This is a genomic window from Rahnella sp. ATs2, from assembly GCF_051851855.1.
Taxonomy (GTDB): domain Bacteria; phylum Pseudomonadota; class Gammaproteobacteria; order Enterobacterales; family Enterobacteriaceae; genus Rahnella; species Rahnella variigena.
Genome location: NZ_JBLYPL010000014.1, coordinates 96,900 through 123,299, shown reverse-complemented (window position 1 = coordinate 123,299; position 26,400 = coordinate 96,900). Strand labels below are relative to the sequence as shown.

At 51.2% G+C, this 26,400-nt stretch carries 25 protein-coding genes and 2 pseudogenes; 18 read left to right on the top strand and 9 right to left on the bottom strand.

Annotated elements, in window-relative coordinates; all coding sequences use genetic code 11:
- Window positions 1-23: 23 nt before the first annotated feature.
- On the top strand, window positions 24-1,001 hold the full coding sequence (gene ycjG / locus ACJY2G_RS16325) for an L-Ala-D/L-Glu epimerase (protein WP_112288480.1): 978 nt from the start codon (window positions 24-26) through the stop codon (window positions 999-1,001).
- A 133-nt stretch (window positions 1,002-1,134) separates the two neighbouring features.
- Window positions 1,135-2,769, top strand: a complete 1,635-nt coding sequence (locus ACJY2G_RS16320) for an ABC transporter substrate-binding protein (protein ID WP_430320559.1) — start codon at window positions 1,135-1,137, stop codon at window positions 2,767-2,769.
- 102 nt (window positions 2,770-2,871) lie between these two features.
- Here the strand turns inward: ACJY2G_RS16320 and ACJY2G_RS16315 are convergent, their stop codons facing one another.
- Window positions 2,872-4,074, bottom strand: a complete 1,203-nt coding sequence (locus ACJY2G_RS16315) for an MFS transporter (protein ID WP_120162864.1) — start codon at window positions 4,072-4,074, stop codon at window positions 2,872-2,874.
- A 114-nt stretch (window positions 4,075-4,188) separates the two neighbouring features.
- Between ACJY2G_RS16315 and ACJY2G_RS16310 the strand changes: the two genes are divergently transcribed.
- From ACJY2G_RS16310 to ACJY2G_RS16300, 3 genes are all read left to right on the top strand, one after another.
- On the top strand, window positions 4,189-5,136 hold the full coding sequence (locus ACJY2G_RS16310; RefSeq protein WP_430320558.1) for a LysR family transcriptional regulator: 948 nt from the start codon (window positions 4,189-4,191) through the stop codon (window positions 5,134-5,136).
- A gap of 176 nt (window positions 5,137-5,312) precedes the next feature.
- Window positions 5,313-6,296 (top strand): zinc transporter ZntB, encoded by a 984-nt coding sequence (zntB, locus tag ACJY2G_RS16305; RefSeq protein WP_120162866.1) that lies wholly within the window; start codon window positions 5,313-5,315, stop codon window positions 6,294-6,296.
- Window positions 6,297-6,579: 283 nt separating this feature from the next.
- On the top strand, window positions 6,580-7,257 hold the full coding sequence (locus ACJY2G_RS16300) for a hypothetical protein (RefSeq protein WP_430320557.1): 678 nt from the start codon (window positions 6,580-6,582) through the stop codon (window positions 7,255-7,257).
- A gap of 86 nt (window positions 7,258-7,343) precedes the next feature.
- Here ACJY2G_RS16300 and ttcA read toward each other — a convergent pair whose 3' ends face one another.
- Together ttcA and ACJY2G_RS16290 are read right to left on the bottom strand one after the other, a co-directional pair.
- Window positions 7,344-8,279: a tRNA 2-thiocytidine(32) synthetase TtcA gene (gene ttcA, locus ACJY2G_RS16295; RefSeq protein ID WP_430320556.1), complete on the bottom strand. Its 936-nt coding sequence runs from the start codon at window positions 8,277-8,279 to the stop codon at window positions 7,344-7,346.
- 82 nt (window positions 8,280-8,361) lie between these two features.
- Window positions 8,362-8,612: pseudogene (locus ACJY2G_RS16290) on the bottom strand (site-specific integrase); the annotation flags it as partial.
- Between the two features lie 230 nt (window positions 8,613-8,842).
- On the opposite strand from ACJY2G_RS16290, the gene ACJY2G_RS16285 reads away from it, so the two are divergent.
- Together ACJY2G_RS16285 and ACJY2G_RS16280 are read left to right on the top strand one after the other, a co-directional pair.
- Complete coding sequence (locus tag ACJY2G_RS16285; protein ID WP_430320555.1) at window positions 8,843-9,292, top strand: STM2901 family protein; 450 nt, start codon at window positions 8,843-8,845, stop codon at window positions 9,290-9,292.
- Window positions 9,292-9,609: a DUF1493 family protein gene (locus ACJY2G_RS16280; protein ID WP_430320554.1), complete on the top strand. Its 318-nt coding sequence runs from the start codon at window positions 9,292-9,294 to the stop codon at window positions 9,607-9,609. Before ACJY2G_RS16285 ends, ACJY2G_RS16280 begins: the two co-directional genes overlap by 1 nt.
- 19 nt (window positions 9,610-9,628) lie before the next feature.
- Here the strand turns inward: ACJY2G_RS16280 and ACJY2G_RS16275 are convergent.
- A pseudogene (locus ACJY2G_RS16275) lies at window positions 9,629-9,781 on the bottom strand (type VI secretion system tube protein Hcp); the annotation flags it as partial.
- A 287-nt stretch (window positions 9,782-10,068) separates the two neighbouring features.
- On the opposite strand from ACJY2G_RS16275, the gene ACJY2G_RS16270 reads away from it, so the two are divergent.
- Window positions 10,069-11,310, top strand: coding sequence for a diguanylate phosphodiesterase (locus ACJY2G_RS16270; protein WP_120162892.1), 1,242 nt, complete (start codon window positions 10,069-10,071; stop codon window positions 11,308-11,310).
- 87 nt (window positions 11,311-11,397) lie between these two features.
- On the opposite strand, the gene ACJY2G_RS16265 is transcribed toward ACJY2G_RS16270, so the two are convergent.
- The 4 genes from ACJY2G_RS16265 to ycgZ all read right to left on the bottom strand — a co-directional run bounded on the left by ACJY2G_RS16265 (window position 11,398) and on the right by ycgZ (window position 12,811).
- Window positions 11,398-11,655, bottom strand: a complete 258-nt coding sequence (locus ACJY2G_RS16265) for a biofilm development regulator YmgB/AriR family protein (RefSeq protein WP_439291934.1) — start codon at window positions 11,653-11,655, stop codon at window positions 11,398-11,400.
- Window positions 11,656-11,770: 115 nt separating this feature from the next.
- On the bottom strand, window positions 11,771-12,067 hold the full coding sequence (locus ACJY2G_RS16260; RefSeq protein WP_259275053.1) for a biofilm/acid-resistance regulator YmgB/AriR: 297 nt from the start codon (window positions 12,065-12,067) through the stop codon (window positions 11,771-11,773).
- 19 nt (window positions 12,068-12,086) lie between these two features.
- Entirely contained in the window at window positions 12,087-12,380 is a 294-nt protein-coding gene (locus tag ACJY2G_RS16255) for a hypothetical protein (protein WP_112290113.1), read from the bottom strand.
- A gap of 191 nt (window positions 12,381-12,571) precedes the next feature.
- The gene (gene ycgZ / locus ACJY2G_RS16250) at window positions 12,572-12,811 is read right to left on the bottom strand and encodes a regulatory protein YcgZ (protein ID WP_120162869.1); all 240 of its coding nucleotides are present in this window, start codon (window positions 12,809-12,811) and stop codon (window positions 12,572-12,574) included.
- Between the two features lie 300 nt (window positions 12,812-13,111).
- Between ycgZ and ACJY2G_RS16245 the strand changes: the two genes are divergently transcribed.
- The 3 genes from ACJY2G_RS16245 to ACJY2G_RS16235 all read left to right on the top strand — a co-directional run bounded on the left by ACJY2G_RS16245 (window position 13,112) and on the right by ACJY2G_RS16235 (window position 13,925).
- A complete protein-coding gene (locus ACJY2G_RS16245) occupies window positions 13,112-13,312 on the top strand; it encodes a hypothetical protein (protein ID WP_232829945.1) in 201 nt (66 codons plus the stop codon).
- Window positions 13,313-13,420: 108 nt separating this feature from the next.
- The gene (locus ACJY2G_RS16240) at window positions 13,421-13,654 is read left to right on the top strand and encodes a YgdI/YgdR family lipoprotein (RefSeq protein WP_120162870.1); all 234 of its coding nucleotides are present in this window, start codon (window positions 13,421-13,423) and stop codon (window positions 13,652-13,654) included.
- 43 nt (window positions 13,655-13,697) lie between these two features.
- Window positions 13,698-13,925, top strand: a complete 228-nt coding sequence (locus ACJY2G_RS16235) for a YgdI/YgdR family lipoprotein (protein ID WP_112290154.1) — start codon at window positions 13,698-13,700, stop codon at window positions 13,923-13,925.
- A gap of 82 nt (window positions 13,926-14,007) precedes the next feature.
- Here the strand turns inward: ACJY2G_RS16235 and ACJY2G_RS16230 are convergent, their stop codons facing one another.
- Window positions 14,008-15,807, bottom strand: a complete 1,800-nt coding sequence (locus ACJY2G_RS16230; protein WP_439291933.1) for a sodium:solute symporter family transporter — start codon at window positions 15,805-15,807, stop codon at window positions 14,008-14,010.
- A 334-nt stretch (window positions 15,808-16,141) separates the two neighbouring features.
- Here ACJY2G_RS16230 and ACJY2G_RS16225 point away from each other — a divergent pair, with 334 nt between their 5' ends.
- From ACJY2G_RS16225 to ACJY2G_RS16195, 7 genes are all read left to right on the top strand, one after another.
- Window positions 16,142-17,419 carry an alginate lyase family protein gene (locus ACJY2G_RS16225; protein WP_439291939.1) on the top strand — a complete coding sequence of 426 codons (1,278 nt, stop codon included), beginning with the start codon at window positions 16,142-16,144 and terminating at the stop codon, window positions 17,417-17,419.
- The gene (locus ACJY2G_RS16220; protein WP_439291932.1) at window positions 17,416-19,554 is read left to right on the top strand and encodes a heparinase II/III domain-containing protein; all 2,139 of its coding nucleotides are present in this window, start codon (window positions 17,416-17,418) and stop codon (window positions 19,552-19,554) included. Before ACJY2G_RS16225 ends, ACJY2G_RS16220 begins: the two co-directional genes overlap by 4 nt.
- 10 nt (window positions 19,555-19,564) lie before the next feature.
- Window positions 19,565-20,341, top strand: a complete 777-nt coding sequence (locus tag ACJY2G_RS16215) for an SDR family NAD(P)-dependent oxidoreductase (RefSeq protein WP_439291931.1) — start codon at window positions 19,565-19,567, stop codon at window positions 20,339-20,341.
- Between the two features lie 94 nt (window positions 20,342-20,435).
- Window positions 20,436-21,146 (top strand): FadR/GntR family transcriptional regulator, encoded by a 711-nt coding sequence (locus ACJY2G_RS16210; protein ID WP_120162875.1) that lies wholly within the window; start codon window positions 20,436-20,438, stop codon window positions 21,144-21,146.
- A gap of 248 nt (window positions 21,147-21,394) precedes the next feature.
- Window positions 21,395-22,261 carry a helix-turn-helix domain-containing protein gene (locus tag ACJY2G_RS16205; protein WP_159282490.1) on the top strand — a complete coding sequence of 289 codons (867 nt, stop codon included), beginning with the start codon at window positions 21,395-21,397 and terminating at the stop codon, window positions 22,259-22,261.
- A gap of 121 nt (window positions 22,262-22,382) precedes the next feature.
- Entirely contained in the window at window positions 22,383-23,681 is a 1,299-nt protein-coding gene (locus tag ACJY2G_RS16200; RefSeq protein WP_439291930.1) for an MFS transporter, read from the top strand.
- Window positions 23,682-23,721: 40 nt separating this feature from the next.
- Window positions 23,722-26,382 (top strand): family 78 glycoside hydrolase catalytic domain, encoded by a 2,661-nt coding sequence (locus tag ACJY2G_RS16195; RefSeq protein ID WP_439291929.1) that lies wholly within the window; start codon window positions 23,722-23,724, stop codon window positions 26,380-26,382.
- Window positions 26,383-26,400: the final 18 nt, after the last annotated feature.

Genomic DNA, 26,400 nt, shown 5'->3' with positions numbered 1-26,400 from the left:
CGCATTTCACTATTGGAGACGCTATGAGAAGTGTTCGCTTTTATCCGGAAGCCTGGCCGTTACATACGCCGTTTGTGATCTCCCGCGGAACCCGCACCGAAGCCCGCGTTGTGGCAGTTGAAATCGAAGAAAATGGTATTCGCGGCATTGGCGAATGCACGCCGTATCCGCGTTATGACGAAAGCGAAAGCTCCGTGATGGCACAAATCGCCAGCGTGATAACAGCCATTGAGCGGGGCGCCAGTCGCGAACAGCTGCAACATTTGCTGCCAGCAGGCGCTGCGAGAAACGCGCTCGACTGCGCGCTGTGGAATCTGGAATCTCAGACCCGCGGCCTGAATTTATGGCAACTGACTGCTACAGAACCCCTGGCTTCAATCAGCATGGCGCAGACTGTGAGCATTGGCACGCCGGAAGCAATGGCACAAGCCGCGCTGGCGCTGCAAAAGCAGGGCGCAACTTTGCTGAAAATAAAACTCGACGATCGTCTGATCGCCGAACGTCTGGTGGCTGTTCGCGCCGCCGTTCCGAATGCTTCGTTAATTGTCGATGCTAACGAAGCCTGGCAAAGCGACGGACTCGCGGCACGTTGTCAGTTGCTGGCCGATCTGGGCATTCTGATGCTCGAACAGCCACTTCCGGCAGGTGAAGATTCCGCGCTGGAAAACTTCATCCATCCTCTGCCGATTTGTGCTGATGAAAGCTGTCATACCGTGGAGGGTTTGCCTGCCCTGAAAAATCGTTATGACATGATCAACATTAAGCTGGACAAAACGGGCGGTCTGACTGGCGCACTTCAGCTGGCGCAGGCGGCGCGTGAAACGGGATTCGATATCATGCTTGGCTGCATGTTGTGCACTTCGCGCGCGATTCGCGCGGCACTTCCGCTGACCGCTGGTGCAAAATTTGTCGATCTCGATGGCCCGACCTGGCTGGCGCAGGATGTCGAACCCGCACTGAAATTTCATTGCGGCGGCATTGATATTGCTGGTTCTGCCTGAATTTTATCCCCAGATGATGCGGTTTTGTGCGCGAAGGCAAATCTGTAATGATTTCTTATAGGGGATTACGGCAGGTAATGATAAAACTCCTGAATGTTTCAGGGCGCAGCCCTTTGTCCGTTCAGGAGAATTTATGCCGCAGGGAAAATCATTTCCGCTTTTATCTTATTCCGTATGCGCTGCGCTGGTGGCGCTGACTTTCGGTCAAGCTAACGCCGCTCAGGTTCCCGCCGGTACCCAACTCGCCGCAAAACAGGAAATTGTCCGTCACATTAAAGACGAACCCGCGTCGCTTGATCCTGCCAAAGTGGTGGGTTTACCTGAGGCGCAGGTCGCCCGCGATTTGTTCGAAGGGCTGGTAAATCAGGACGCAACCGGTAAAAGTATTCCGGGCGTCGCCGAAAGCTGGCAAAACCAGAACAACCAGGTCTTCCTTTTCACCCTGCGCAAAGATGCCAAATGGTCGAACGGTGATCCGGTCACGGCGCAGGATTTCGTCTACAGCTGGCAGCGTCTGGTCGATCCTAAAGGTTCAGCGACCGGTGCCTGGTTCGCTGCGCTGGCCGGAATTTCTAACGCCGATGCCATCATCGCCGGAAAAATGCCGGTGGATAAACTGGGCGTGACCGCCGTCAGCCCGACGCTTTTACGTGTCACGCTGGATAAACCCGTACCGTATTTTGTCAGCCTGCTGGCGAACTTCAGCCTGTTCCCTGTGCATAAAGCTACGGTAGAAAAGTTTGGCGATGACTGGACCAAACCGGGCAATCTGGTCGGTAACGGCGCGTATGTGCTGAAAGACCGCGTGGTGAACGAAAAACTGGTGCTGGAGCCCAATCCGCATTACTGGGATCACGCGCACACCGTGCTGACCAAAGTCACTTTCGTGCCGATCAACAAAGAATCCAACGCGACCAAGCGTTATCTGGCCAACGATATTGATATCACCGAATCCTTCCCAAAAGACCAGTACAAAAAGCTGATGCATGATTTACCGGGCCAGGTTTACACGCCATATCAGCTTGGCACTTACTATTACGCTTTCAACACGAAGCGCGCACCGACAGACGACGCGCGTGTTCGCAAGGCGCTTTCCCTGAGTATTGACCGTAAAATCATCGCGGAAAAAGTACTGGGCACCGGCGAAAAACCGGCGTGGCGTTTTACCCCCGACGTCACCAGTGGTTTCAAACCGGCCGAAAGTGAGCTGCAACAGTATTCGCAGGATGAGCTGAATGCACAGGCAAAAAGCCTGCTGGCGGCGGCAGGTTATGGCCCGTCAAAACCGTTGCATCTGACGCTGCTGTACAACACGTCTGAAAGCCATCAGAAGATTGCCATCGCCGTCGCATCAATGTGGAAAAAGACGCTGGGTGCGGACGTGAAGCTGGTGAATCAGGAATGGAAAACGTATATCGACAGCCGTAATACCGGCAATTTTGATGTCATTCGCGCTTCATGGGTCGGAGATTACAACGAAGCCTCGACGTTTCTGTCACTGCTGACCTCCACGCACAACGGCAATATCAGCAAATTCAGCAGTGCGGATTACGACAAAGTCATTGCCGATGCCAGTCGTGAAACCAGCGAAGCACGCCGAAATGACGATTACAATAAAGCCGAGCAGATCATCGCCACAGAAGCGCCGATTGCGCCGATTTATCAGTACACCAACGGGCGCCTGATTAAACCGTGGGTGAAAGGATACCCGATCACCAATCCGGAAGACGTCGCTTACAGTCAGGAAATGTACATCCTGAAGCACTGACAGATTTCCGGGGTAAAAGTCAGGGTTAAAGTCAGGGTAAATTTCCGTCATAAAAAGCGCCCGCTGCACATAACAGCGGGCGCTTTTATTTTATCTCACTGCTCAGCTTTTGCGGCTGATCAGACGAACCAGTAACGCGGCACCCGCGGCGACGGTCGCCAGCAGCACCACGCCTGACCAGCCGCCGGCTTCCAGCGCTTTACTGCCGAGCGCCGCGCCCGCTGACATACCGATAAACACTACGGTGAACAGCAGGGCGTTCAGTCTGCCACGTGCCGCCGGTTCAAGGCCGTAGACCAGTGTCTGATGCGCAACCAGCGTGGCCTGAATACCTAAGTCAAAACCGACAGCGCTCAGCACAATCAGCGCCAGCTGAGCGTGTGGCGACAACAGTGGCAGCAGGAACATCGCTGCGAAAGACATCATCACCAGCGCGGAACCCATCTGAGTCACACGTGCAGGGCCTTTCTTATCAGCTAACGCACCGGCCAGTGGCGCCGCTAATGCACCGGCAGCGCCCGCCAGTCCGAACGCACCGGCTACTGCGCTGCCCAGATGGAACTGTTCATTCAGCATAATCGCCAGCGTGGACCAGAAGGCACTGAATGCCACCGATAGCAAACCCTGAGCCAGTGCCGCATGGCGCAGCGTTTTGTAGTTCTTCCACAGGCCAAACATCGAATGCAACAGACCGGCATAACTGATGCGCGTATCCGGTGTGAAACGCGGCAGAACCCGCCACAGTGCCACGCCAATCAGTGCCACGCTGAGTGCCGCCAGCTGATACATCACCCGCCAGCCAAAATACTCGGCGACAAAACCGCTCAATACCCGCGAGAGCAGGATCCCGACCAGCAGACCGGTCATCACCGTACCGACGGTTTTACCGCGCTGCGCGGGTGGCGCAAGGTGCGCTGAGGCGGGGACGATATCCTGCGCCATGGTTGCGCCAATGCCGGTGACCAGACTCGCCACCAGCAGCCCGTGAATACCCGGCACAAACCCGCAAAGCAGCAGGGCGACAGCCAGTAAAATACTTTTCAGCAGGATAATCGTGCGGCGGTCATGACGGTCGCCCAGGGGAATGAGAAACAAAATGCCCAGCGCATAACCGGCCTGTGTCAGCGTCGGGATCAAACCGACTGATGTGGTGCTGGCGTTCAGATTGCCACCCATGATCCCCAGCATCGGCTGACTGTAATAAATCGAAGCGACGCTCAGTCCGGCACCGGCAGCCAGAGTAAATATGATCTTGCCGGAAAGTGCTGAGCCGCTAACGTCTGATGTACTGGTGAGTTCTGACATAACGTAATTTCCTGATGAATGAGTTTGTGAGGTGGTGCGCGCTGAAAGCATTCTTCACGGAACTGGTTATAAGTGGTAGCCTGCATAAAGGTAAAACAGTTATACGTGAGGCGTATGAACACATCTATTCCGGCGACCGTCACCAGCGGCATTGATCGTATCGACCTGATGCAAACTTTTGTGCGCATTGTCGAAAGCGGCAGCCTTTCCGCCGCCGCCGTACAACTGAGCACCAGCCAGCCGACGGTCAGCCGCCGTTTGCAATCACTCGAACGCCTGCTTGGCGCGAAGCTTATTCTGCGCACCACGCACGCCATGAAACTTACCGACGACGGTGAGCGCTGCTATGAACAGGCAAAACTCGTGCTGGAGCGCTGGGCAGCGCTGGAAGATCAACTGAGCGGTGCAGGGGATGAACCGGTCGGCATTTTGCGGGTACGTGCGCCGCACGCGTTCGGACAGGATCAGCTTATCGCACCGTTAACCCGTTATTTGCAGCGTTATCCGAATCTTTCGGTGGACTGGATGCTCAACGACCGCACGCCGGATTTTATCGCTGAAGATATTGATTGTGCGATCCAGGTCGGGAATGTGCCGGATCCTTCTATGGTGGCCATCCTGCTGGCGGAAGTTCCGCGCATTGTGGTCGCGACTCCGGAATTATTGCAGCAACATCCGGTCAGACAGTTCAGTGAGCTAAAAGACTTACCCTGGATTTCCCTGAGTACTTTTTATCGTAACGACGTTACGCTGCGTCGTGATAATGACGGACATATGGAAAGTTGTCCCATCGTGCCGCGTCTGGCGACGGACAGTTTATACGCGGTGCGTAAGGCCGCGCTATCCGGACTGGGGGCGGGTATTGTCTCCGCATGGGTGGTGAAAGAAGACCTTGAAGCAGGGCGTTTGCAGCGCGTATTGCCCGGCTGGAACGCATTGCCATTGCCTGTGTATCTGGTGTATCCGTATTCCAGCTATTATCCGGCCCGGTTACGTAAATTTCTTGAAATGATGCGCAGTGTGATGCCGGAACTGGCAGAAATGCAGGCGCCGGGCGGATAGAAATATTCTGCTATATCACGAAACACTAAACCTATTAGCCTTAACACTTTTTTCCAAATCCGGTGGCATGATCTTGCAATGTTTCAGGAGAGTGAATTTCACCTGAACTGACTTTTTGAATTTCAGTCACTTAACGCTAGACTTAAAAAGATAACGCAGAAAAAGCGAGGAATGTCGTGGAAGTTATTAAGGGAAAAGAATTACAGGTTTCAGATGCGGTCTACGCTTTGCAGATGGACGGTCAGGGCGGGGTGAATAATATCAGCCCGCAGTGCGTCGCCAGCGAAGAAAAACCCTGCTGGCTGCATCTGGATTACACGCTGCCCGCCAGTGAACAGTGGATTAATAACACGCCGGTGCTGCCCGATACCGTCCGTCAGGCGCTGGCCGGTGACAGCGTGCGTCCAAAAGTAGTGCGCGTGGGCGAAGGGACGCTAATCACCTTGCGCAGCATCAATCTCAATGCGGATTCGCGCCCCGATCAGCTGGTCACTATTCGCGTTTATCTCACCGATAAAATGATCGTCTCCACCCGTCACCGTAAGGTGTTTTCGATGGAGGAAATGATTGGTGATATGAAATCCGGCAGCGGGCCTAAGAATACCGGACGCTGGCTGGTTGAGATTTGCGATGCGCTGACCGATCAGACCAGTAATTTTATCGAAGATTTGCACGATAAAATCATCGATATCGAAGATGACCTGATGGAACAGCAGGTGCCGGAGCGCGGTCAGATGGCGCTGCTGCGTAAACAACTGATCGTTTTGCGACGCTATATGGCGCCGCAACGCGATGTGTTTTCCCGTCTTGCCAGTGAACGTCTGCCGTGGATGAATGACGATGACCGCCGTCTGATGCAGGAAATCTCCGACCGTCTGGGGCGCGGGCTGGATGATCTTGATGCCAGCATTGCGCGCACGGCGGTGTTGTCGGATGAAATCAGCTCACTGATGGCTGACTCCCTGAACCGCCGCACCTACACCATGTCTTTGCTGGCGATGGTTTTCCTGCCCGCGACATTCCTGACCGGCCTGTTTGGCGTTAACTTAGGCGGCATTCCGGGAAACACGTCACCCTTTGGTTTCGGGATTTTCTGCGCCTGTCTGGTGGCATTGGGCGGTGGCGTAGCGTTGTGGATGAAGAAAAGTCGCTGGTTATAAAGCGCTAACTGGCTGAAAAAAAGCAAAAAAAAGCCGGTCATAAGACCGGCGTCGTTCGAATTAAATTGTGCTATGCATTAATTCTAAAAATTTGGAAATAAGACAATATGGAGCACAACGCCCATCGCTTGACGTTGCATTCACCTGCGAAATAGATATTGCACCGATTCCGCGATTCTAATGTTGATTTCGCTCAATCTTTTTGAGGTTTCTCCTCTGTGAAGGGCATCATCAGGCACTTTCGCCGTATTGCGCTCACTTTGGGACAAAACAGGAATTTGCTTTGCATACCCGGGAAATGATCCATCAGGCATATCAAAATACCAACAGTAAAACGCTGACTATATGGAGCGAGCATCCGGAAACGGGCGCGGTGAGAACGAAACCTTTTTATCATCCGCACCGTCTGGCTATCACCAGCGGCAACCGCTCAGGCCCGTCGATGAGCGGATTACTGGCGGATATCACAGCGGCGGCGCAGGGCGATGTGTTGGCGGATGTTGCACCGCCGGACGGTATGCATTTTACTTTCTTTGCTGTGACGCAGGCGCTGTACGACCGCCCTGAAGATGCGGAAAATGCTGGCGAACTGACTGAGATTTTCAATCAGTATTGTCGTGGACATATTATGCGTATCAGCGATTTGCGACTGATTGCATTGCCGGATCAGTTGCTGCTGGCGGGATTTCCGGATGAGGAAAGTTTGCGAGTCCGTCTGGCACTGGTGGAACACCTTCTCAGCACGCAATGGGCGGGTAAAATACGTGAGCGGTTCCCAAATACCGAGATCCCCCAAATCTTCTGGCACAGCACGCTGATGCGATACGGTGCGCAATATTTACCGTCGTCTTTGCGGGAATTCTTCCTGCAGAACCAGAACAAAAACTTTGGTTCACTCAGTCTGCCGGTGAAACTGGTCATGACCAACTACAACTGGACTGATACTTTTACGCTGGCCTGAAAACCTGAAGCTCTGGTCTTAGAACCTGAAAATAGAAAAGCCCGCTTTTAAGCGGGCTTACGAGATGCAAAGCGCAGACGAGGAAATTATTTAATTTCTAACACATTCAGACGTTCAACCGGCGCAACGGTTTCATCGTCCTCCGGCTGCCAGCCGACAGGCTGCATCGGAATATCTTCGCGATCAAAGGCCAGATCCCCGCCGTAAATCACTTCACCACCGTGTTTAATTCCTTTGAAATCAAAAAGATTCATGTCATTAAGATGGGAAGGCACCACGTTTTGCATCGCGCTGAACATGGTTTCGATGCGTCCCGGATATTTTTTATCCCAGTCTTTGAGCATGTCGCCGATAACCTGACGTTGCAGGTTTGGCTGCGAACCGCACAAGTTACATGGGATGATCGGGTACTCGCGCGCAATCGCGAAACGCTCGATATCTTTCTCGCGGCAGTACGACAGCGGGCGGATCACGATGTGTTTGCCGTCATCACTCATCAGTTTTGGTGGCATGCCTTTCAGCTTGCCGCCATAGAACATATTGAGGAACAGGGTTTGCAGAATGTCATCGCGGTGATGGCCGAGTGCAATTTTGGTACAGCCCAGTTCGGTGGCGGTGCGGTACAAAATCCCGCGACGCAGACGTGAGCACAGAGAACAGGTCGTTTTGCCTTCCGGAATTTTATCCTTAACGATGGAATAGGTGTCTTCAGTGACAATCTTGTATTCCACGCCCAGCGTTTCCAGATATTCCGGCAGGATGTGCGCCGGGAAGCCTGGTTGCTTCTGATCCAGATTAACCGCGATAAGTGAGAAATTCACCGGCGCGCTTTGTTGCAGATTGCGCAAAATTTCCAGCATGGTGTAGCTGTCCTTCCCGCCGGAAAGACACACCATAATGCGATCGCCTTCTTCGATCATGCCGAAATCGGCGATCGCTTTCCCTACGTCACGACGCAGGCGCTTTTGCAGCTTATTGAGGTTGTACTGCTCTTTCTTGTTAACTGACTGAGTATCTGACATTTTTTGATGTTCAATTCGTCTGGTGGCGAAGCAGGGAAACCTGCCACGCGAGTTTCTTGTTCAGCATGCCGGTCGGGTCGCGTTCATGCTCCCGCTGGCCGATGATAAAAGGCGGTTTCGCTCCCGCAGTCAGCATCCGGCACGCGTACGTGTGGCGCGTATGATACGGATTAAGACGCAAAAAGTCAGCGCGTTTTATTGCAGCATTCCAGCGTGCTCCGACGGGGAAAGTGAGTACCAAGGTTTTTGCTCTTCTTTCGCCGGGCGCGGCATGAAAAGAAAGTGCAGATTTTGTGTTTCAGTCAGCCCATATTCACGATGGAAAAATATTATGTTGTAGCGCTCAATGGGCATGTCATTAATACCGCTGGAAAATTCATTATCTGGCGCCAGAACTTCGATGTAATGCGAGCGTGGCTCGTACTGTGTGAAGCGTCCACACATAAAATTCCCTCCGTTGCGAGATTTTAAGTATAGACATAGTGATTAACGTGACGGGACATATTGCCTGCTTATTAATGCAGCAGTATTCTAAAACCCTTCCAATCAAAAGGATATTGAGAATGGATACTACCGAAGAGCTTAATGGCACGTACTTTTATCACGGACACGCTAATGTCACCAGAGAAGAGCTATTTTGGCTAATATTCGCAGAAAGTTTGGCGGACCATCTTGGAGTTTCAGTAGAAACAGCGGCGACGATTCTTGCTGGGCAACCGATACTTAAAAAGCGTGTAGTGCTGGGTTCAAAGGTTTCTCGAAGGAGCATTGCGTCGAAATTGGCTCGCAGAATTTTTAAAAACGCACATTTTCCCTTTGGAATTAAATTTTCAACTAATGTGAGGGGACGTACTCGCGTTACAAGCAAAATAGGTGCGGTAGTGGGTAGGGCGGTGCCTTTTATTGGCTACGCGCAGGCGATAGTTATCGTAAGCCTGGTCGCAAAAGATACCAGGGATAAATACAACCTGATATCAAGGCCGGAGCATCGTATAGCGTGGACATATTTCTAATGCTAAAGCCTGACGAGCAAGAACTCTTAGATTACGTCACCAATACATATGGCGAACGTGATAAACCGGCACAGAAGGATTGGACATTTGAAGAACACTTTAATTTCTTCCAGGAAGAATTGGAGGAAATGTTGTTTGATTTGTTCACGCGATACGGCATTGAGCATAGCAATTTCAACATAGATGACTACTTCATGCCGGAGTTTTACTGGTGGCAGTTTAAGCTCAAAAAGGAATGGCAAGAACGTCAATTCAAGACGCTGACGCTAGGTATGATTATCGAATCAGCAAAGGCGGGTCGTTGGCTATATGACTAAGAGGCCTTAGCCCCTTTTCTTATGCAGTCTGGCGGTCATCCCATGAATCAGCATAGATGATATTGCCATCGTTATGCTTCCACGTTATTTTTTCGTAGCGTACTTCTACGGTTTCCATATGGTTATCTTGCGTGTTGTCACCCGTTGCCATAGCTGGAGAGATGGACACTATCATTTCTTATTTTCAGAAATTTAGTATTGGTGAGTTGCCATGCTTCCAAAGCACGCTTTCAGGGGCAAAATAGGGGCATCAGGTAGCAGCAAAAGAAAGGCCAAATATTTGCCGGTCAAATAAAGTGAGATTTACAAATCTTCCCCATCCTTAAAATTGCTAGCTTTGAAGGGCTTTGCCGCCAATTTTACCCTGAAACATAAGGTAAAATGATCTGTTCGGATATTTCCATACACAAAATTTCTGCTACCCTGATGGTCTTAACCAGATCCTTTTGGAACAGCCCGATGCTTTTAACCCTCGTTTACCGCAGCCACATTAGTGAACATGTACAGTCTGGTTCACTGGTCGAAATGGTGTCGCAAGCCAAAGTAAACAACGAACTTTTAGGCATTACCGGGATCCTGCTTTTTGACGGGATGCACTTCTTCCAGCTGCTGGAAGGGGCGGAAGAGGCAGTGGATGCCCTTTACAGTGAGATTTGTAAAGATCAGCGGCATCACAACGTGGTGGTTCTGATGCGCGACTATGCGCAGTCACGCCGTTTCGGCAATGTCGGTATGGAGCTTTTTGACCTCAGACATCATCACGAAGATGAGGTGCTTCAGGCAGTGCTTGATAAAGGAACGTCTAAATATCAGCTCACTTACGAAGACAGGGCGCTGCAATTTTTATGTACCTTTGTGCAGGCTCGTGAGAAGGAAAATTATCTCGAAATCCTTCCGGCGGATTCCTGGTCTTTCATCGCTGATGAGTCCCTGAAACCAGAAGTAGAATTTATCTTTCCTGAAATGCAGGACTACAATTTTGCATTCCAGCCGATAGTCGATCCGCTCAGTCGCGAGATAATCTCTTATGAAGCGACAATACGCGGGCCGGAAGGCGGTTCAGCGATGGAGTATTACTCCCGGCTGTCCGGAACAACAATCTACGAGGCAGATCTCAAATCCAAAAAGCTGGCTTTTGCCATGGCGCAGAAAATGGGGATCAGCGACAAAACGCTTTCTATCAAGCTTTTGCCTATGACACTGGTGATGGTGCCAGATGCTGTGGAGTCTCTGGTTAATGACATCACCGCGAGTGGCCTGGTTCCTGAACAGATTGTGGTGGCCATCACCGAGAACGGCGTCATAACCCGTGAAGACAAGTTTTCTAACGCGATGAAACAGCTGAAAGCTTCAGGAATGCGTCTGGCAATTGACGATTTCGGGGCAGGTTCCGCCGGATTGCTGCTGCTGACTCAATGCCAGCCAGATAAAATTATGATTGATCGCAATATGATTTGTGACATCCATACCAGCGGACCTAAACAGGCCGTCGTTCAGGCAATTATCAGATTCTGCTCTTCGTTAGAAGTCTCAGTCATCGCAACAGGTGTTGAAAAACCAGAAGAGTGGATGTGGCTGGATGCGGCAGGAGTGTGTAATTTCCAGGGCGAATTGTTTGCTGAGCCAAGACTGAAGGGGACGCCGGTAATTACCTGGCCGGAAGTCACCTATGAATACCAGTCGGGCAATCAGGCTCTCTGAGAACTTGTCAGCAGCGCATAAGTTATAAATGAATGAGCCCGGCAAATGATATTTGCCGGGCTCATTTCATAATACGTTGCTGTTAATTTATAAAATATCATCATCAGGTGTGCGGTAGACGACATATTCAAGTGCTTCCAGGTAGACATCCTGCTTACCTGAATCACTTTCCTGCTCAATCTTCTGAATCAGACAAAGAATAATATCTTTATGAGTAACTACTTCTTTTTGTTTTTTTAAGTTTTGATAAAGACGGATGACCGTTTCGTTTTCAACCAAAAGTTCAGGGTCTTCTGCCAGAATATAATCAGCCAATGTTACATGAGTATAAGACACATCTTGCATTTTAATACCCTCCGCGTTTGTTCTTCAGAACCGGTTATTTGAAAGATTCCGCGCCCGTCTGTGACTACTAAGACTGAGCGCGAAGCGAATAATAGAGCAGACCCTTGTTTAGGGATCAGAACCCGGCATCATCGGGCGTCATGCCCACGACCATTTCCAGTGCGCCGCGCAGAATATCCAGTTGCACGACATCTGATGTGGTTTCAAGCTGATTGATCAGATGCATGATGATGGCTTTATGGGTCACCGTACCTTTCTTCGCCAGAATCAGACGAATTGCGGCACCCAGAACTTCGGCTTCACTGGAGTAGAGTTCGCTCACTTTAGAAAATTGTTGAAAAATCCCTGTTTGATTGACTGCGTCTGTCATCGACTGAGATGAGTTTGATACCATCGAGTCATTGTGGCTCACGGCACACTCGTTTGATGTATCAATGTTTTTTCTGGTCATCGGACGGCCCTTCAGTATTGAAAAAGTGTCGTACATTGTCGACGTCCCGTACTTCATAACTGACACGCGCACGCTTATCAGCCTGATCGTGGCGCATCTCATTTATGATCTGCTCCAGGGCGCTTTTTCGAGTTAAGTTCTCAGCATTTACAGCCATAAACTGTAACTGCTTAATGAGTCTGTCGATTGAAATTGGACTTTTAGATTTAAGTAAGGATATTACTGCCTCACCAATCAGCTTGTCCGTTAACTTTTCTTCATTACTTCTATACATATTATCAGCCTCTGAATATACGCTGACCAAAGGTCTTGGGCAGATTAGCTTCAGGTTCAGAGTTATTACTTCAAACCACCAGGAACAACAACATCGGGAATAAAGTATTGGTAGGCTATGAATTAATCAAGCCCGCATAATATGTCAAACCGAAATTCTATGAAGCCAATCTTTACTTAAATCTCAACAAATCATGAGTCACGCTCAAGAACCAGACGGATTAGCTTCATATAGTGCTTTTCCTCTTCTTCGCTGCCAGCGGATTCAACACGATTCAACAGTTTTGAACACAACGCCTTGCGATTAAGGTTCTTGCCTGCTTCCAGAATTTCAACCACAACGCGTCCCATTGTTTCCTCTTTAGAAAAACCCTGACCATATAAAGAAGGGGAGGTCTCCGGAGACAATCCATCGTGCTTGTTCTGACGCATGACATATCCTCTTGTTAATGTGTGCGTAGTTAATGATTACTTGTGTGACTATAAAGTTATACAAGATGCACAAAGTTGTACAGGTATTTTTAGGAATAATGGATACTAATGCAGAATATTCTTAAGCGGTTTTTAGCTGAATCGGGACAGTTGTCAGTCATCAGAGGGGGGAATGGGTACTCATCCGTAAACAACAACTCAGAAAGCATTATGGTAAAGGTTGGGTAAAAAAGGGCAACTTTTTCCTGACTCTGCCGTTAAACAATGTGTGTCTTTTTTTGGGTGTTGAAGGGAGTGGCGGTGGAAAATTCAAAAATGGCCTTTGAGGAAGCCTGCCGTATGGTGGGTGAGTGCTGTCTGATGTTTGCGCAAAACGGCCAGGAAATTAGCCGTGAGCGACTGGCATTATGGCTGGGTCGCGCTCAGGAAGAGGCGGTTGATGCCATTGGCGAGCCTAATGATGCGCTGCAACTGGCCATCGAGCGCCTTAAAGGTCGCTGATAAAACAGTCAAAAAACTTCCGTTTGTCCTATTTTTCAAGGCCTCCCGAAAGAGTGACTATACTTACTAAGCTAATTGTTAAGTCAGAACCCTTTCAGGAGGAAATGTATGAAGAGGAATAACCTAATCGCCGCATCGCTGGCCGCCGTTTCAATTTTGTTTGTGGCGGGCTGTGCATCGAACCAGGCTATTAAAACGACGGACGGAAAAACCATCGTGACGGACGGAAAACCTCAGGTAGATGACGATACAGGTCTGGTGTCCTATACCAATGCGGAAACCGGTAAGACCGAGCAGATTAATCGCGATCAGGTTAAAAACATGAGCGAACTGGATAACTGATTTATCCGGAAACGTATAACGAAAGGAGAAGATCATGAAGATCATGAATAGGACATTACTTTTACCCTTAGCAGCTGTGTTATGTGTCGCTGCGCTGTCGGGCTGTACACGCACAAGTTATGCCATCCAGACGAATGATGCGCGAACCATCATCAGTGACGGCAAACCAAAAGAAGCCGATTCCGGCTTGCTGGAATACACCGATGCAAACGGTGTGAAACAGCAGATCAGCAAAACTGAAGTGAAACAGGTAACAGAACTTCCGAAGTAAATCCGGTGCTCTCTTTTTTGTCTGACATTAAAACCCGCTGATAAAGCGGGTTTTTTATGATCGGTATCGCGGGTAACTTGCGCTATCTCTGTGACGTCGTCACATTCCTCTTCAACGCTTTTTCAGCCTGTGCCGCTTTCATTCCTTTCTCCGCGCTGCGGTGTAAAATCCAGCCGAAAAGCAGAATGGACAGGGCGCACAACAGGAATAAAATACGTCCCCACAGCGGATTCGGCACCAGCACCATCAGCAGTAAACCCGCACCCATGTACATCGAAATGCGGCCGATTTTATCGCGCTGTAACCGGTCAAACTCATCCTGTTCATGGTCGGCATAGACCGGCGTTTCCATATCGGTGAAGAATTGCTGACGCTGGGTATTTCTCGCCGAGGCGTTCTCGCGATAAAACAGCGTCGTCAGGCAGAAGAAGCCGCCGGTAAACACCAGATGGGCAAAAATGTTCCACATGATGGCGACGTCCAGCAGTTCGCGTTTGGTCAGTGTGATGCCCAGCAGACGGGCGACGTCCGGCGCGGTGAACAGGTTCGCGACCACGTAAGACACGCATAAACCAAACAACACGGTGACCCACGCCGCCCAGTCAGGGGTTTTACGGATAAAAACGCCGAGGAACAGGGGCACGACAATGGGTGCCTGCATCAGCGTGCCGACTTTCATCATCAGGTCGAACAGGCTGACGGTCTGCATGGTGTGCATGTATTGCGCCACCAAAATGACCAGCACGCCATTCACCACGCAGGCAATCTGGCCCACGCGCAGCTGGTATTTATCGCTGCGCTCGCTGTTACGATTAATGATCGGCGTCCAGAAGCTGCGCACGAAAATCCCCGAGTTGCGGTTCAGCGCGCAGTCCATCGAAGACATTGTTGCGGCGAACAAGCCAGCCATCAGCAGACCGACGGTGCCCACTGGCATCGCGCGTTCAGCGAAAATCAGATACACCGCATCGGTGGCGTTTTTGCCCAGTTCCGGATGTGCCGTAGCCGCGTCAGGATAAAGGATCGCCACCGCCCACGGCGGGATGAACCAGATAATCGTGCCCACCAGCATCAGTACCAGCGCAAACAACGCCGCTTTTTTGGCATTAAAACTGTCTTTGGCATTCAGGAAACGGTAGGAATCTTGCAGGTTATTGATGCTCTGTACGTTCTTGATAAAGAAGAACAGGAAGCAGGCTACCAGCAGCGAAATATAATGCGGGCCGACATCCGGGCCGGTAAAGAAGCCGGAAGGGAATTCTGTCACCAGCTTCACCGGGCCACCGACTTTAAACAACGCCACCACCGCGCAGGCAATGGAGATAATCGCCACTACCAGCGTCTGCACAAAGTCACTCGCCACCACGCCCCACGCGCCGCTCAGCAGCGAAATCACCAGCACCACGATGCCCGTCACCCATAATGTCAGCGTAATGTCATGCTGGAATACTGCACTGGCAAACACGGCCAGACTGTTCAGCCACACGCCCGCACTGAGGATACTCAGCGGGATAATCATCCAGGTGAAAAATTGTTCGTTACCTTTGCCAAAGCGATGGTTAATCGCCTCTGTGGCAGTATCAACCCGTAACTGACGGAAGCGGGCGGCAAACCACCACCAGGCGACCAGATAGCCGAACACGTTACCGGCGAACACGCTGACGACATTGAACCCGTAGCGGTAAGCCTGTCCGGCCGCACCGGTAAACGTCCAGGCGCTGAACTGGATCATAAAGGCGGTCGCGCCGACCATCCACCAGAGCATTCGCCCGCCGCCGCGAAAATAGTGGCTGGACGAGCCGGATGCCATCTTTTTGAACGCATAACTGATGGCAATCATTAAGACGAAGTAACCGATCATGACCAGAACGTTGATATCCATTGTCGTGACTCTCTCGTTTGTAGGGTGAGATGTTTTTGGTTATGTATTGAGCAAGCGTAGAAGAGGTAAATGAAATTAAAAGTCGGACAAATAAGAAATGCTTAGTTTGTTATCAAATTGTGATTCCGGTCACTTGTTAGGCGTAATGTGGATATTTAAGTCAATTCTGACTGGCGAAACTGAACGTTCATTGCTTTATTAGTATGACTAAAGCGTGAGATCTCATCGGGACAATGGCGCGGAGCCGGGAGAAAACATGAAGTTAATGCAGGGCAAAAAGGTGAAAAGAACCGTGAACAGAATCACGACCGGCGCAACGCTGCTGCTGGGGCTGATGACGGGTTCTGCGGGCGTACTGGCCGCTGAACCGGCGTTTCTGAATCCGGCACAGATGGCCGTTGTCCGCCAGCAACTGCGTGACCACAATGCCGCGCCACAAACCACCGACGCGTATCAGCATCTGCTGGCGGCGGCGGATTCCGCGCTGAAAAAGCCTGAACTGAGCGTGACCGACAAAGGTATGACGCCGCCGGGCGGTTCGAAACATGATTATCTCAGCCTGAGCGCGTACTGGTGGCCGGATGACAGCAAACCCGATGGCCTGCCGTGGATCCGTAAAGACGGTCATGTGAATCCCGCCAGCAAAAATGATCAGAGTGATGGCGTGCGGCTGGCTGATTTTACCGCCCGGGTGCAGAACCTGACGCTGGCCTGGTATTTTTCCGGCGAACAGAAATACGCGGATAAAGCCGCCAGCCTGCTGCGCACCTGGTTTATCACCCCACAAACGCGAATGAACCCGAATCTGAATTACGCGCAGGGCGTGCCGGGTATCTCGCCCGGGCGCAACGCCGGAGTGCTGGATGGCCGCTATTTCTCCACCCGGATTGTGGATTCTCTGGTTCTGTTACGGGGTAATCCGGCGTGGACCGACAACGACGAACAGCAAATGCGCGCGTGGATGCAGGATTATCTGACGTGGTTGCAGGGCAGCAAAATCGCTAAAAAGGAAGGACGCACGGAGAACAATCACGGCAACTGGTATGTGACGCAGGTTTCCGGTATTGCGTGGTATCTGGGCGATAAAGCGGTGATTGGCGAGATGGCGAAGCTGATGAAAAGTAAGCTGGATGTGCAGCTGAAACCCGATGGCACGCAGCCCGCTGAACTGGCGCGGACGCGATCGTTTCATTACAGCTATTTCAATTTGCAGGCGATCAGCATGATGGCGGTGCTGGCGCAGAAAAATGGTATCGACCTGTGGCATTACCGCACGTCGCAGGGGGGCAGTGTGCTCAAATCGCTGGATTTCATGGCGCGCTTTACCGATCCGGCGCTGCCTTGGCCGTACAAATCACTTGATCAGATCCGCGTGCGTCCGGTGCCGTTACTTTCCTGGGCGGATAATGCCACCGGTGAAAAACGCTACGAGCAGCAAATTCGCAGCGCAACATTCACTCTGCCGCGAGCGGTGAAACCGGCTTCCGGCGGCTATCACGAAGACGTTACCCGCGGCGCAGTCATTGAAGCTGAAAGAGAAACCTGGCTGCTTTCACTGCCTTCCTTTGCGCCGGGGTACGTCGCGCCACAGGCGCCGGAGGATAAAAAATGAATGACTGGCAGCCGTTGCTGATAAGCGTCAGTGAAGCGGAGAAACTGCGTGAACAGATTAACGCGGATTCCCGTTTGGGCGCGGCGTTGCGTGCGCAAATCGACACGCTGGAACAAATGCTCGCGCAACCGATGATTATTCCCGGTCATGGCGAAGCGGGCGGGCCGGAGCATACGCAGCACAAACAAAACTACCAGGCGATCAATCTGGCCGGGCGTTTATTCCTGATCACCGGTGAGCCGCGTTACCTGGATTATGCGCTGGCGCTGCTGAACGGTTATGGCGCGATTTATCCGTCGCTGGGCAGTGCCATCAGCAAAGACAGTAATTCACCAGGCCGTTTATTCCATCAGACGCTGAATGAAAACATGTTCTGGCTGTACGCCGTTGAAGGCTATCACTGCCTGATCCCGGCGCTCAGCGAGGTTCAGCGGGAAAATATTGAAACAAACTTGTTTCAGGTGATGGCGGATGATGCGCTGAACCGGCATACCAAAGATTTCGATATCGTGCATAACCACGGCATCTGGTCGGTGGCGGCAGCGGCAATCAGCGGTTACGTGCTTGGCGATTCAGCGCTGGTGGAAAAGGCGTTATACGGACTGCAAGGCGACAGTGAAAGTGGCGGTTTTTTTGCCCAGCTGAACCAGCTTTTCTCGCCGGACGGATATTACATCGAAGGCCCGTATTATCACCGTTTTGCGCTGCGCCCGCTGCTGTTGCTGAGTGAGACCATCGAACGTCGCCAGCCGGAACTGGAGATTTATACGTTCCGCGAGCAGATCATCAGGAAAACTTGTGAAGCCCTGATGCAGACCGCTTTCCCCGACGGAACCTGGCCTGCGCTGAATGATTCCTCGAAAACCATCAATATCCGTGATGATGGCGCGGTGATCGCCGCCAGTGTCTGTTATTCCCGTTACGGCCACAATCTGCAGTGGATTGCCGTCGCCCAACAACAGCACACCGTTTGGGTCAGCGCCGCCGCGCTGGAATTATCCGCCGCGTTGCAGCAATCGCCCGCGCGGCCTGTGACGTGGGGCAGCGTCCAGCTACGTGATGGCCCCGAGGGGACGCAGGGCGGCATCGGTATTTTGCGGAGCAACACAGAAAATCAGGATATGGCGCTGATGTGGTACGGCCAGCACGGCAGTATTCCGCGCCTGCATTCGGCACTCAATCACGGACACTTTGACGGCCTGCATCTTAGCCTGTTCAGCCGCGGACGTGAGTTCCTGCGTGATTACGGTTTTGGCCGCTGGGTAAACGTCGAGCCGAAATTCGGCGGACGATACATCCCTGAAAACAACAGCTACTGCAAACAAACCGTCGCGCACAATACCGTGGTGGTGGACGGGCAAAGCCAGAATCATGGAGACAGCCTTGAGGCTGAAAAACGCTGGGGCGAACTGCATTTCTTCGTGACGGATAATCCGGAACAACAGGGTATGAGCGCCCGGCTGAAAAACTACACGCCGGGCGTCGACCAGCAACGGACGGTGCTGATGCTCAGCCTGCCGGAACTTGCATCACCGCTGATGGTGGACGTATTTCGCCTGACCAGCGCACAGCCACATCGTTACGATTATTCGCTGCATCATCTCGGTCAGTTTGTCCGCACAGACGCCGCCCTGGAGGTGCCCGGCGAGCTGAAACCCCTGGGCAAAGATCACGGTTATCAGCACTTATGGGATGGCGGGCGCGCTGAAATCGCCGCGGGGGATTCGGCACTGTTCAGCTGGCTTGACGGTGACAGTTACCGCACGCTGGTCAGCGCTTTCCCTGAAGGCGGCGAACTGATTGTCGCCCGTACCGGTGCGAACGACCCACATTTCAACCTGCGCTGCGAACCGGCATTACTGCTGCGTACTCACGGCACGAATGCCATTTTTGCCAGCGTATTTGAAACCCACGGTTTTTTCGACGAAGCCACCGAAACGTCTGTTGATGCGCGCGGTAAGGCCGAACGCATCATGGTGGTGAGCCATGACGATGAGCAAACCGAACTGAATATTTTCTTTGCCAATAATCGCACATTGAACGTTTGCATCAGTAACCGTGCCGCACCGGCAGCGGAAGACGCGTTCAGCGTGGCGTGGCAATCCGTCTCACCTCTGAACATCCCTGAATCATAAAGGAGTCATTATGTTTAACGATTTGAAAGGTCAGCGTGTTTTGATTACCGGTTCAACTAAAGGCATCGGTCTGGCGGCGGCGCAGGCATTTGCGGCGGCGGGCGCAAAGGTTGGGATTAACGGCCATCGTCATGATGCCAGCCTCGATGAACTGGCGGCTGACATCGCTAAAAATGGCGGCGAAGTGGCGTACTTTGGCGCGGATGTCACGAAATCTGCCGAATGCGAAGCGCTGGTGGCGAACTTTGTCGAACGTTTTGGCGGAATAGATGTACTGATTAATAACGCCGGCGGTCTTGGCGGGCGTCAGGGGCTGGAAAACATCGACGACGATTTTTATGACCATGTGATGGATTTGAATGCCCGTTCGGCGCTGATGGTCACAAAATTCGCCATTCCGCATTTACGTCATGCGGCGAAACAAAGCGGCAAAACTACGTCGGTGATCAGCACCGGTTCCATTGCAGGACGTGAAGGCGGCGGGCCGGGAGCGAGTCTGTACGCGGCCTCAAAAGCCTGGCTGCACAACGTTCACCGTAACTGGGTGAAGGAATTCACTAAAGACAATATCCGTTTCAATGTTATCGCGCCGGGCACTATCGACACCGTGTTCCACGCGGATAAAAGTGCAGAAGTGCGTGAGAAAATCGCCGGCTCTATTGCGATGGGACGTTTCGGTACGTCGGAAGAACTGGCACCGTCTTACCTGTTTTTCGCCTCGCACGCCTGTAGCGGTTACATCACCGGCCAGATATTAGACATTAATGGCGGTCAGATGGCGCCGTAGCGCACAGTTTGGGTGTCTCAGTGCGACGGCCGCATGCAGCGTGCCGTCGCCTGAACTATGATGTCGGCAATCTGCACAGTAAAAAGGGAAGAGCATGACGTTGCAGTTTGAAACCGCCGCAGGCATGACCCGTGGCCTGAATACCCATATCGCACGTGATATTGCACGTAAAATCCTGTCGGGCGAACTGGCGTCGGGAGCCATTTTGCCAAGTGAAATCGAGCTGGGCGAACAGTTTGGCGTCAGCCGTACCGCACTGCGCGAGGCGTTGAAACTGCTGACCTCCAAAGGGCTGCTGGAGTCGCGGCCTAAAATCGGCACCCGCGTCAAAGAACGCGCGCAGTGGAACATGCTGGATCCGCAGTTGCTGGAATGGATGCAGGGCATGGAAGCGACAGAAGAAATCTATCACCAGTTTCTGGAATTTCGCAAAGCCATTGAACCGCACGCTACCGCGCTGGCCGCCGTGAATGCCAGCAAAGAACAGCGCATCGAACTTTCGCGGATCTACCGACAGATGTGTCATGTCGCTGAAAATTTTGATGCTGAGCAGTGGGTGGATATCGATACCAAATTTCACCGGATGATCTTTATTGCCTCCGGTAACTGTTTTTATGTGCCGTTTGGCAACGTGCTGACCACTATATTCAAATGGTTTTTTGAATATTCCTCAAAAGAAGGGGGCATGTGTCTGAATGAACATAAGAGGATTTACGAAGCCATTATGGCCGGGGATGAAGGTGCCGCTTTTTCTGCGTCGCTGAGCCTGATGAAAGGGCATAAGCACCGGTTGCATCAGACATAACAGACAGAGAACCGTTGCACCACGTTTATCCAGCGCAGATATTTCTGCGCTTTTTTATGCGTGCTGATCCTGAAATGAGATTTCTGATACAAAAATGAAACAAATGTCACGGGCGCTTACGCCACAGTGCCAGTGCATCGTATAGACTTGTCATAATTATTACGGTCTAATCTTTTTATCGACACGAAATATTTAAATGACCCGGCAAAGTTACAGTGAATTATATTAATCATTAACTCGGTGAATGCATGAAAATACTCAAGGTCAGTGATTTCTTTCTTTCAGAACATCATGCTTTCAGTTTATTCGATATGAACCGACAGTCGATGGAAGATGTACACGTGCATGAATTTGATGAACTGGTTATTGTCCGCAATGGCAGCGGCTTTCATATCATCAACGATCAGGTGGAGTTTATTCATAAAGGCGACTTTTTTATCGTCAGCGCGCACGATGTTCACTGTTATGAATCTACTAATAAGTTGTCAATAATCAATATTCTGCTACATAAAGAACGACCTTTTCATTTTATCAATAACATCGCTGAACTGACGGCAGGGATCAAAGAATATACCGGGTCGATGAAGAGACGTCGTACAGGATTAACGGATGAAGAATTGGCCAGAGTGATTGAACTGACGGATAAAATCACCCGGCAATGTGATGCCCGATATGATAACGCCTACTTTGCGACCGCAGAGTCTTATTTATTATCGATGATAGTGATGCTTTACCAGTGTGCCATGCGTAAAGAATGTCGTGCCAGTGAGACAGAATCAGGGAAGCGCCATCTGCTGAATCATCTGCGCGAAAATTATACCTGCACGATTAACTGGGATTATTTATGCGAAGAAAGCGGTGTCGCTAAAAGAACCATGTTCAGGTTTATAAAGGAGATCACCGGCTTTACACCGGAAAGATTCCAGCAGCGCTATCGTTTATTAAAAACGCAGGAGTTATTGCGAACCTCGGATTTAAGCATAGGGAAAATAGCCACGCTGTGTGGATTTTCCACCACATCACGCCTGACGGAAGCGTACAAAAAACAGTTTCAAAGAACACCCTCTCAGGAAAGGATGAGAGTCAGTAACAGTGTTATTTCAACCACGCGTTAATAACCTGTTCTGTTAATTTAAAGAAATAGTTCAAAGTAATAATATCAAACCATAATAACAGTAAACAGAAAGGACCTCTCAAGGATCATTTAATTCACGTACACCTCTGAAGGACATTATTATGTCAACCACTAAACAACCTAATCCCTGGTACGTCGGGGTGGTTTCCGGCATGGCGTCATATATTGATTCTGCTGCTATTGTTTCAAACGGAACGGCTCTGGTTATTTATCAGAAAACGATCGGCACCACGGTAGTTCAGATAGGAATACTTTCAGGAATACTCACGCTGAGCATTGCGCTGGGGGCACTGACGGGCGGAAGGCTGGGCGATTGTTACGGCAGACGCAAAGTCTTTATTGCCACCATGATAATGATCATTATCGGCACGTTGTTTCTGGCATTCGGCGACACTTTTGCGCTGCTGCTGGCGGGAACATTGCTGGTCGGGCTGGCCACTGGTGCAGATTTACCCGTTTCTCTGGCGACAATTGCCGAAGCGGCAACAGACAAAAACCGCGGCAAGATTATCGGCTTGTCGAATCTACTGTGGTTCTTAGGGATTGGCAGCACGATGGCAATTTCTGCCGTCGTAGGCGGGTGGGGGCGGCCCGGTGCGCAGATTATGTATCTGCATGTCTGCGCCGTGGCCGTCGTTTTGCTGGCGTTGCGCTGTACCATCCCGGAATCCCCATTATGGCTGATCGCCAGAAACGAAAGGCGTGCAGGCATTGTGACGGTGCGGGCTCAGAAAGCCTCATTTAAAGATCTCATCCACGGGAAATACTTGTGGCCGTTTATTGCGCTGTGTCTGTTTTACGCTTTCACCAATCTTGCCGCGAATACCGGTGGTCAGTTTGGCACCTATATCGCGGTAAACGTGGTGGGTATTTCTGTTGAACAAAATTCGCTGTGGAATCTGCTGACCATGCCGGTCGGAGTGTTCGCCGGGATCATGTTTATGCGCTTTGTTGATACGCCGAAACGTATTCCCGCATTTATTCTGGGGGCTATTTGTTTCGCGGGCGGATTCTTCCTGCCGGTATTATTTAATTTCTCACCTGCCTCCTGGTTCTGTTGTCTATTCTTTACTGCTATAGGCAGCGGACTGGCTTTCGAAGGGATCATGAAAGTCTGGTCACAGGAATCGTTCCCAACCATGCTGAGATCTACGGCGCAGGGTATTATCGTCGCTATCTCCCGGTTGTTATGCGGTGTACTGGCCTTTATTACGCCGCTGTTACTGGAAGCCGGACCGCAGGTGCTTTATACCCTGTTATCCGCGACAGTGGCTTCCGGATTATTGATCGGCTGGATCTGTTTCCACGGAAAACAACGAAACGAATTCAACAGTGAGGCCGGAGTGCTCATAAAAGAAACAGCGCCTGAATATCCGGCATCCGCTGTTAAACAAATTTAGTTATCTATCTTCACCGAAATTACGAAAGGAGTCACGAATTATGCTCGCAGTAACCAGACTTACACTGAATCAGGAATCCGCATTATCAGGCGTGCAGGAACTTCCTGTATTGGGTTGGGAGATTGAAAGCCACAACAGAAACGTCCGGCAAACGGCGTATCGGATCCAGATTAGCCATCAACAGAATTTTGATAATATTCTGCTTCGCGGCGAATGGCAGGAAAGCGATTGTTCAAATAATGTTCCGTTAATGGAATTAATGCTTACCTCGTCCCAGCATTATTTTATTCGTGTGCAGGTGCGTGATAATTATGGCGAGACCAGTAACTGGAGTTCTCCCGCAGAGATGATATCCGGGGTACTTTATACACACGAATGGCAGGCTGATTTTATTTCTGCTGAAACACCGGCTGATAAAGATCAGTCCGCGGGCACATTACTGAGAAAATCGTTTGTCCTCAACTGTACTGAAGATATTCAGTCAGCCTTTATTCATGTCAGCGCGCTGGGGCTTTATGAATTACATCTTAATGGCCAGAAAGTCGGAGAAGATGCCCTGACGCCGGGCTGGACGAGTTATCACAATCACTTACTTTATCAGACCTATAATCTGACCAGCCATCTGGAAAAGGGTGAAAACGTCATTGGCGCCATTGCAGGTGCAGGCTGGTACAAAGGCGATATGGGGTTCAGCCGTCATCGTAACTATTACGGCGAGCAAACTGCGTTTATTTCGCAACTGGTCATCAATTACAAAGACGGTTCTCAGGAGGTTGTGGTCAGTGATGAAAGCTGGAAATGCCACGACTCCGCCATTCTTTTTTCAGAAATTTATGACGGCGAAATTTATGATGCGCGCCGGGAAATACCCGGCTGGTGCGCGAAAGGTTTCTCTGACAATGCCTGGCGCCCGGTCAGTCGTGTGACGCATGAAAAATCCACGCTGGTCGCACAGGGAAGTAACACGGTCAGAAAAATGGAAGAACTCAAACCGGTTCGGTTAATCACCACGCCGCAGGGCGATACCGTCATGGATTTTGGTCAGAATCTCAGCGGCTGGGTAGAGTTTACTGTCCGGGGCAACGCGGGCGATAAAGTGGTGCTCCGCCACTTTGAAGTGCTGGATGCGCAGGGCAATGTGTATCTTGATAACCTGCGTTCAGCCACGCAGCGCACTGAGTATGTTCTCAAAGGTGAGGGCGAAGAAACCTGGCATCCGCATTTCACCTGGCAGGGATTCCGTTTTGTGAAAGTAGAGGAGTATCCGGCACCGCTGGATCTGAATAATTTCACTGCGATTGTTTTGCATTCCGCAATGGAACAGACCGGCTATTTCGCCTGCTCAAATCCTGAATTGAATCAGTTGCATCACAACATTTTGTGGGGCCTGAAAGGTAACTTTGTTGATGTGCCGACGGACTGCCCGCAGCGTGACGAAAGGCTGGGCTGGACGGGCGATGCACAGATTTTTTGCCGCACGGCGAGCTATCTGATGCAAACCCGCAATTTCTTCGCCAAATGGCTGACCGATCTTCGTTATGACCAGACACCGGAAGGCGGCGTGCCGCACGTTATCCCGGATATCCTTACCGGCTATTGTGGCAAAGACCGTTTGCTGTCGGAAGGCGGAACCCATTCCGCGTCGGCGTGGGCGGATGCTGCGGTGATCAATCCGTGGACGATGTACCTGATGTATGGCGATACCAACGTGCTGGAAAACCAGTACGCCAGCATGAAAGGCTGGATTGATTTCATGACTGACCATGCCGAAAACCATATCTGGCGCTACAAATTGCAGTTCGGCGACTGGGTGGCGCTGGATGCAAAAGAGGGCAGTTACTTCGGTGCTACGCCAAACGACCTGACCTGTACGGCGTATTACGCTTACTCCACGCAATTGTTCGCTAAAACCGCCAAAGTGCTGAAACGCGACGCAGACTATGAACATTACAATGCCCTGCATCAGGCGATTGTCGGGCGTTTTCAGGAGGAGTTCTTCACACCGTCCGGGGGGCTGACGGCCAGAACGCAAACCGCTCACATTCTGGCGCTGTATTTCAATCTGGTACCCGAGGCGTTTCGCCAGAAAACGACTGATACGCTGGTTGAACTGCTCGAAGAACACGACGGCCATCTGGTCACCGGTTTTGTCGGTACGCCGTATTTCTGCCATGCACTCAGCCAGAATGGCCGCGTCAAAGAAGCGTGGAATTTGCTGCTGAAAGACGATTTCCCGTCATGGTTGTATCAGGTGAAGGCCGGTGCTACCACCATCTGGGAACACTGGGATGGCATTAAACCGGACGGCAGTATGTGGAGTGCCGACATGAATTCCTTCAATCACTATGCTTACGGCGCAGTGGGCGAATGGCTTTACCGTGTGGCGGCGGGGATTGAAGCGGACGAGGAACAGCCCGGATTCAAGCATTTCGTCATCAAACCGCTGACCGGCGGTGGCCTGAACTGGCTGGAAACCCGCTATCAGTCGGTTTACGGCGCAATAGGTGTGCGCTGGGAAGTCAATGGTCAGGACGTGAGTCTTTGCGTGAATGTTCCGGCAAATACCTCAGCCACTCTGGTGCTGACGGGCGCTGAAACTGTGCTGGAAGCCGATGGTGTGAAATTTATCCTTAATGCAGAAGGGTTTACCGCAGAGGTTGGCTCTGGCGAATACCGGCTGAAATATCACGTCGCGGGATAAAGGGGTCAGGTAGCAGGT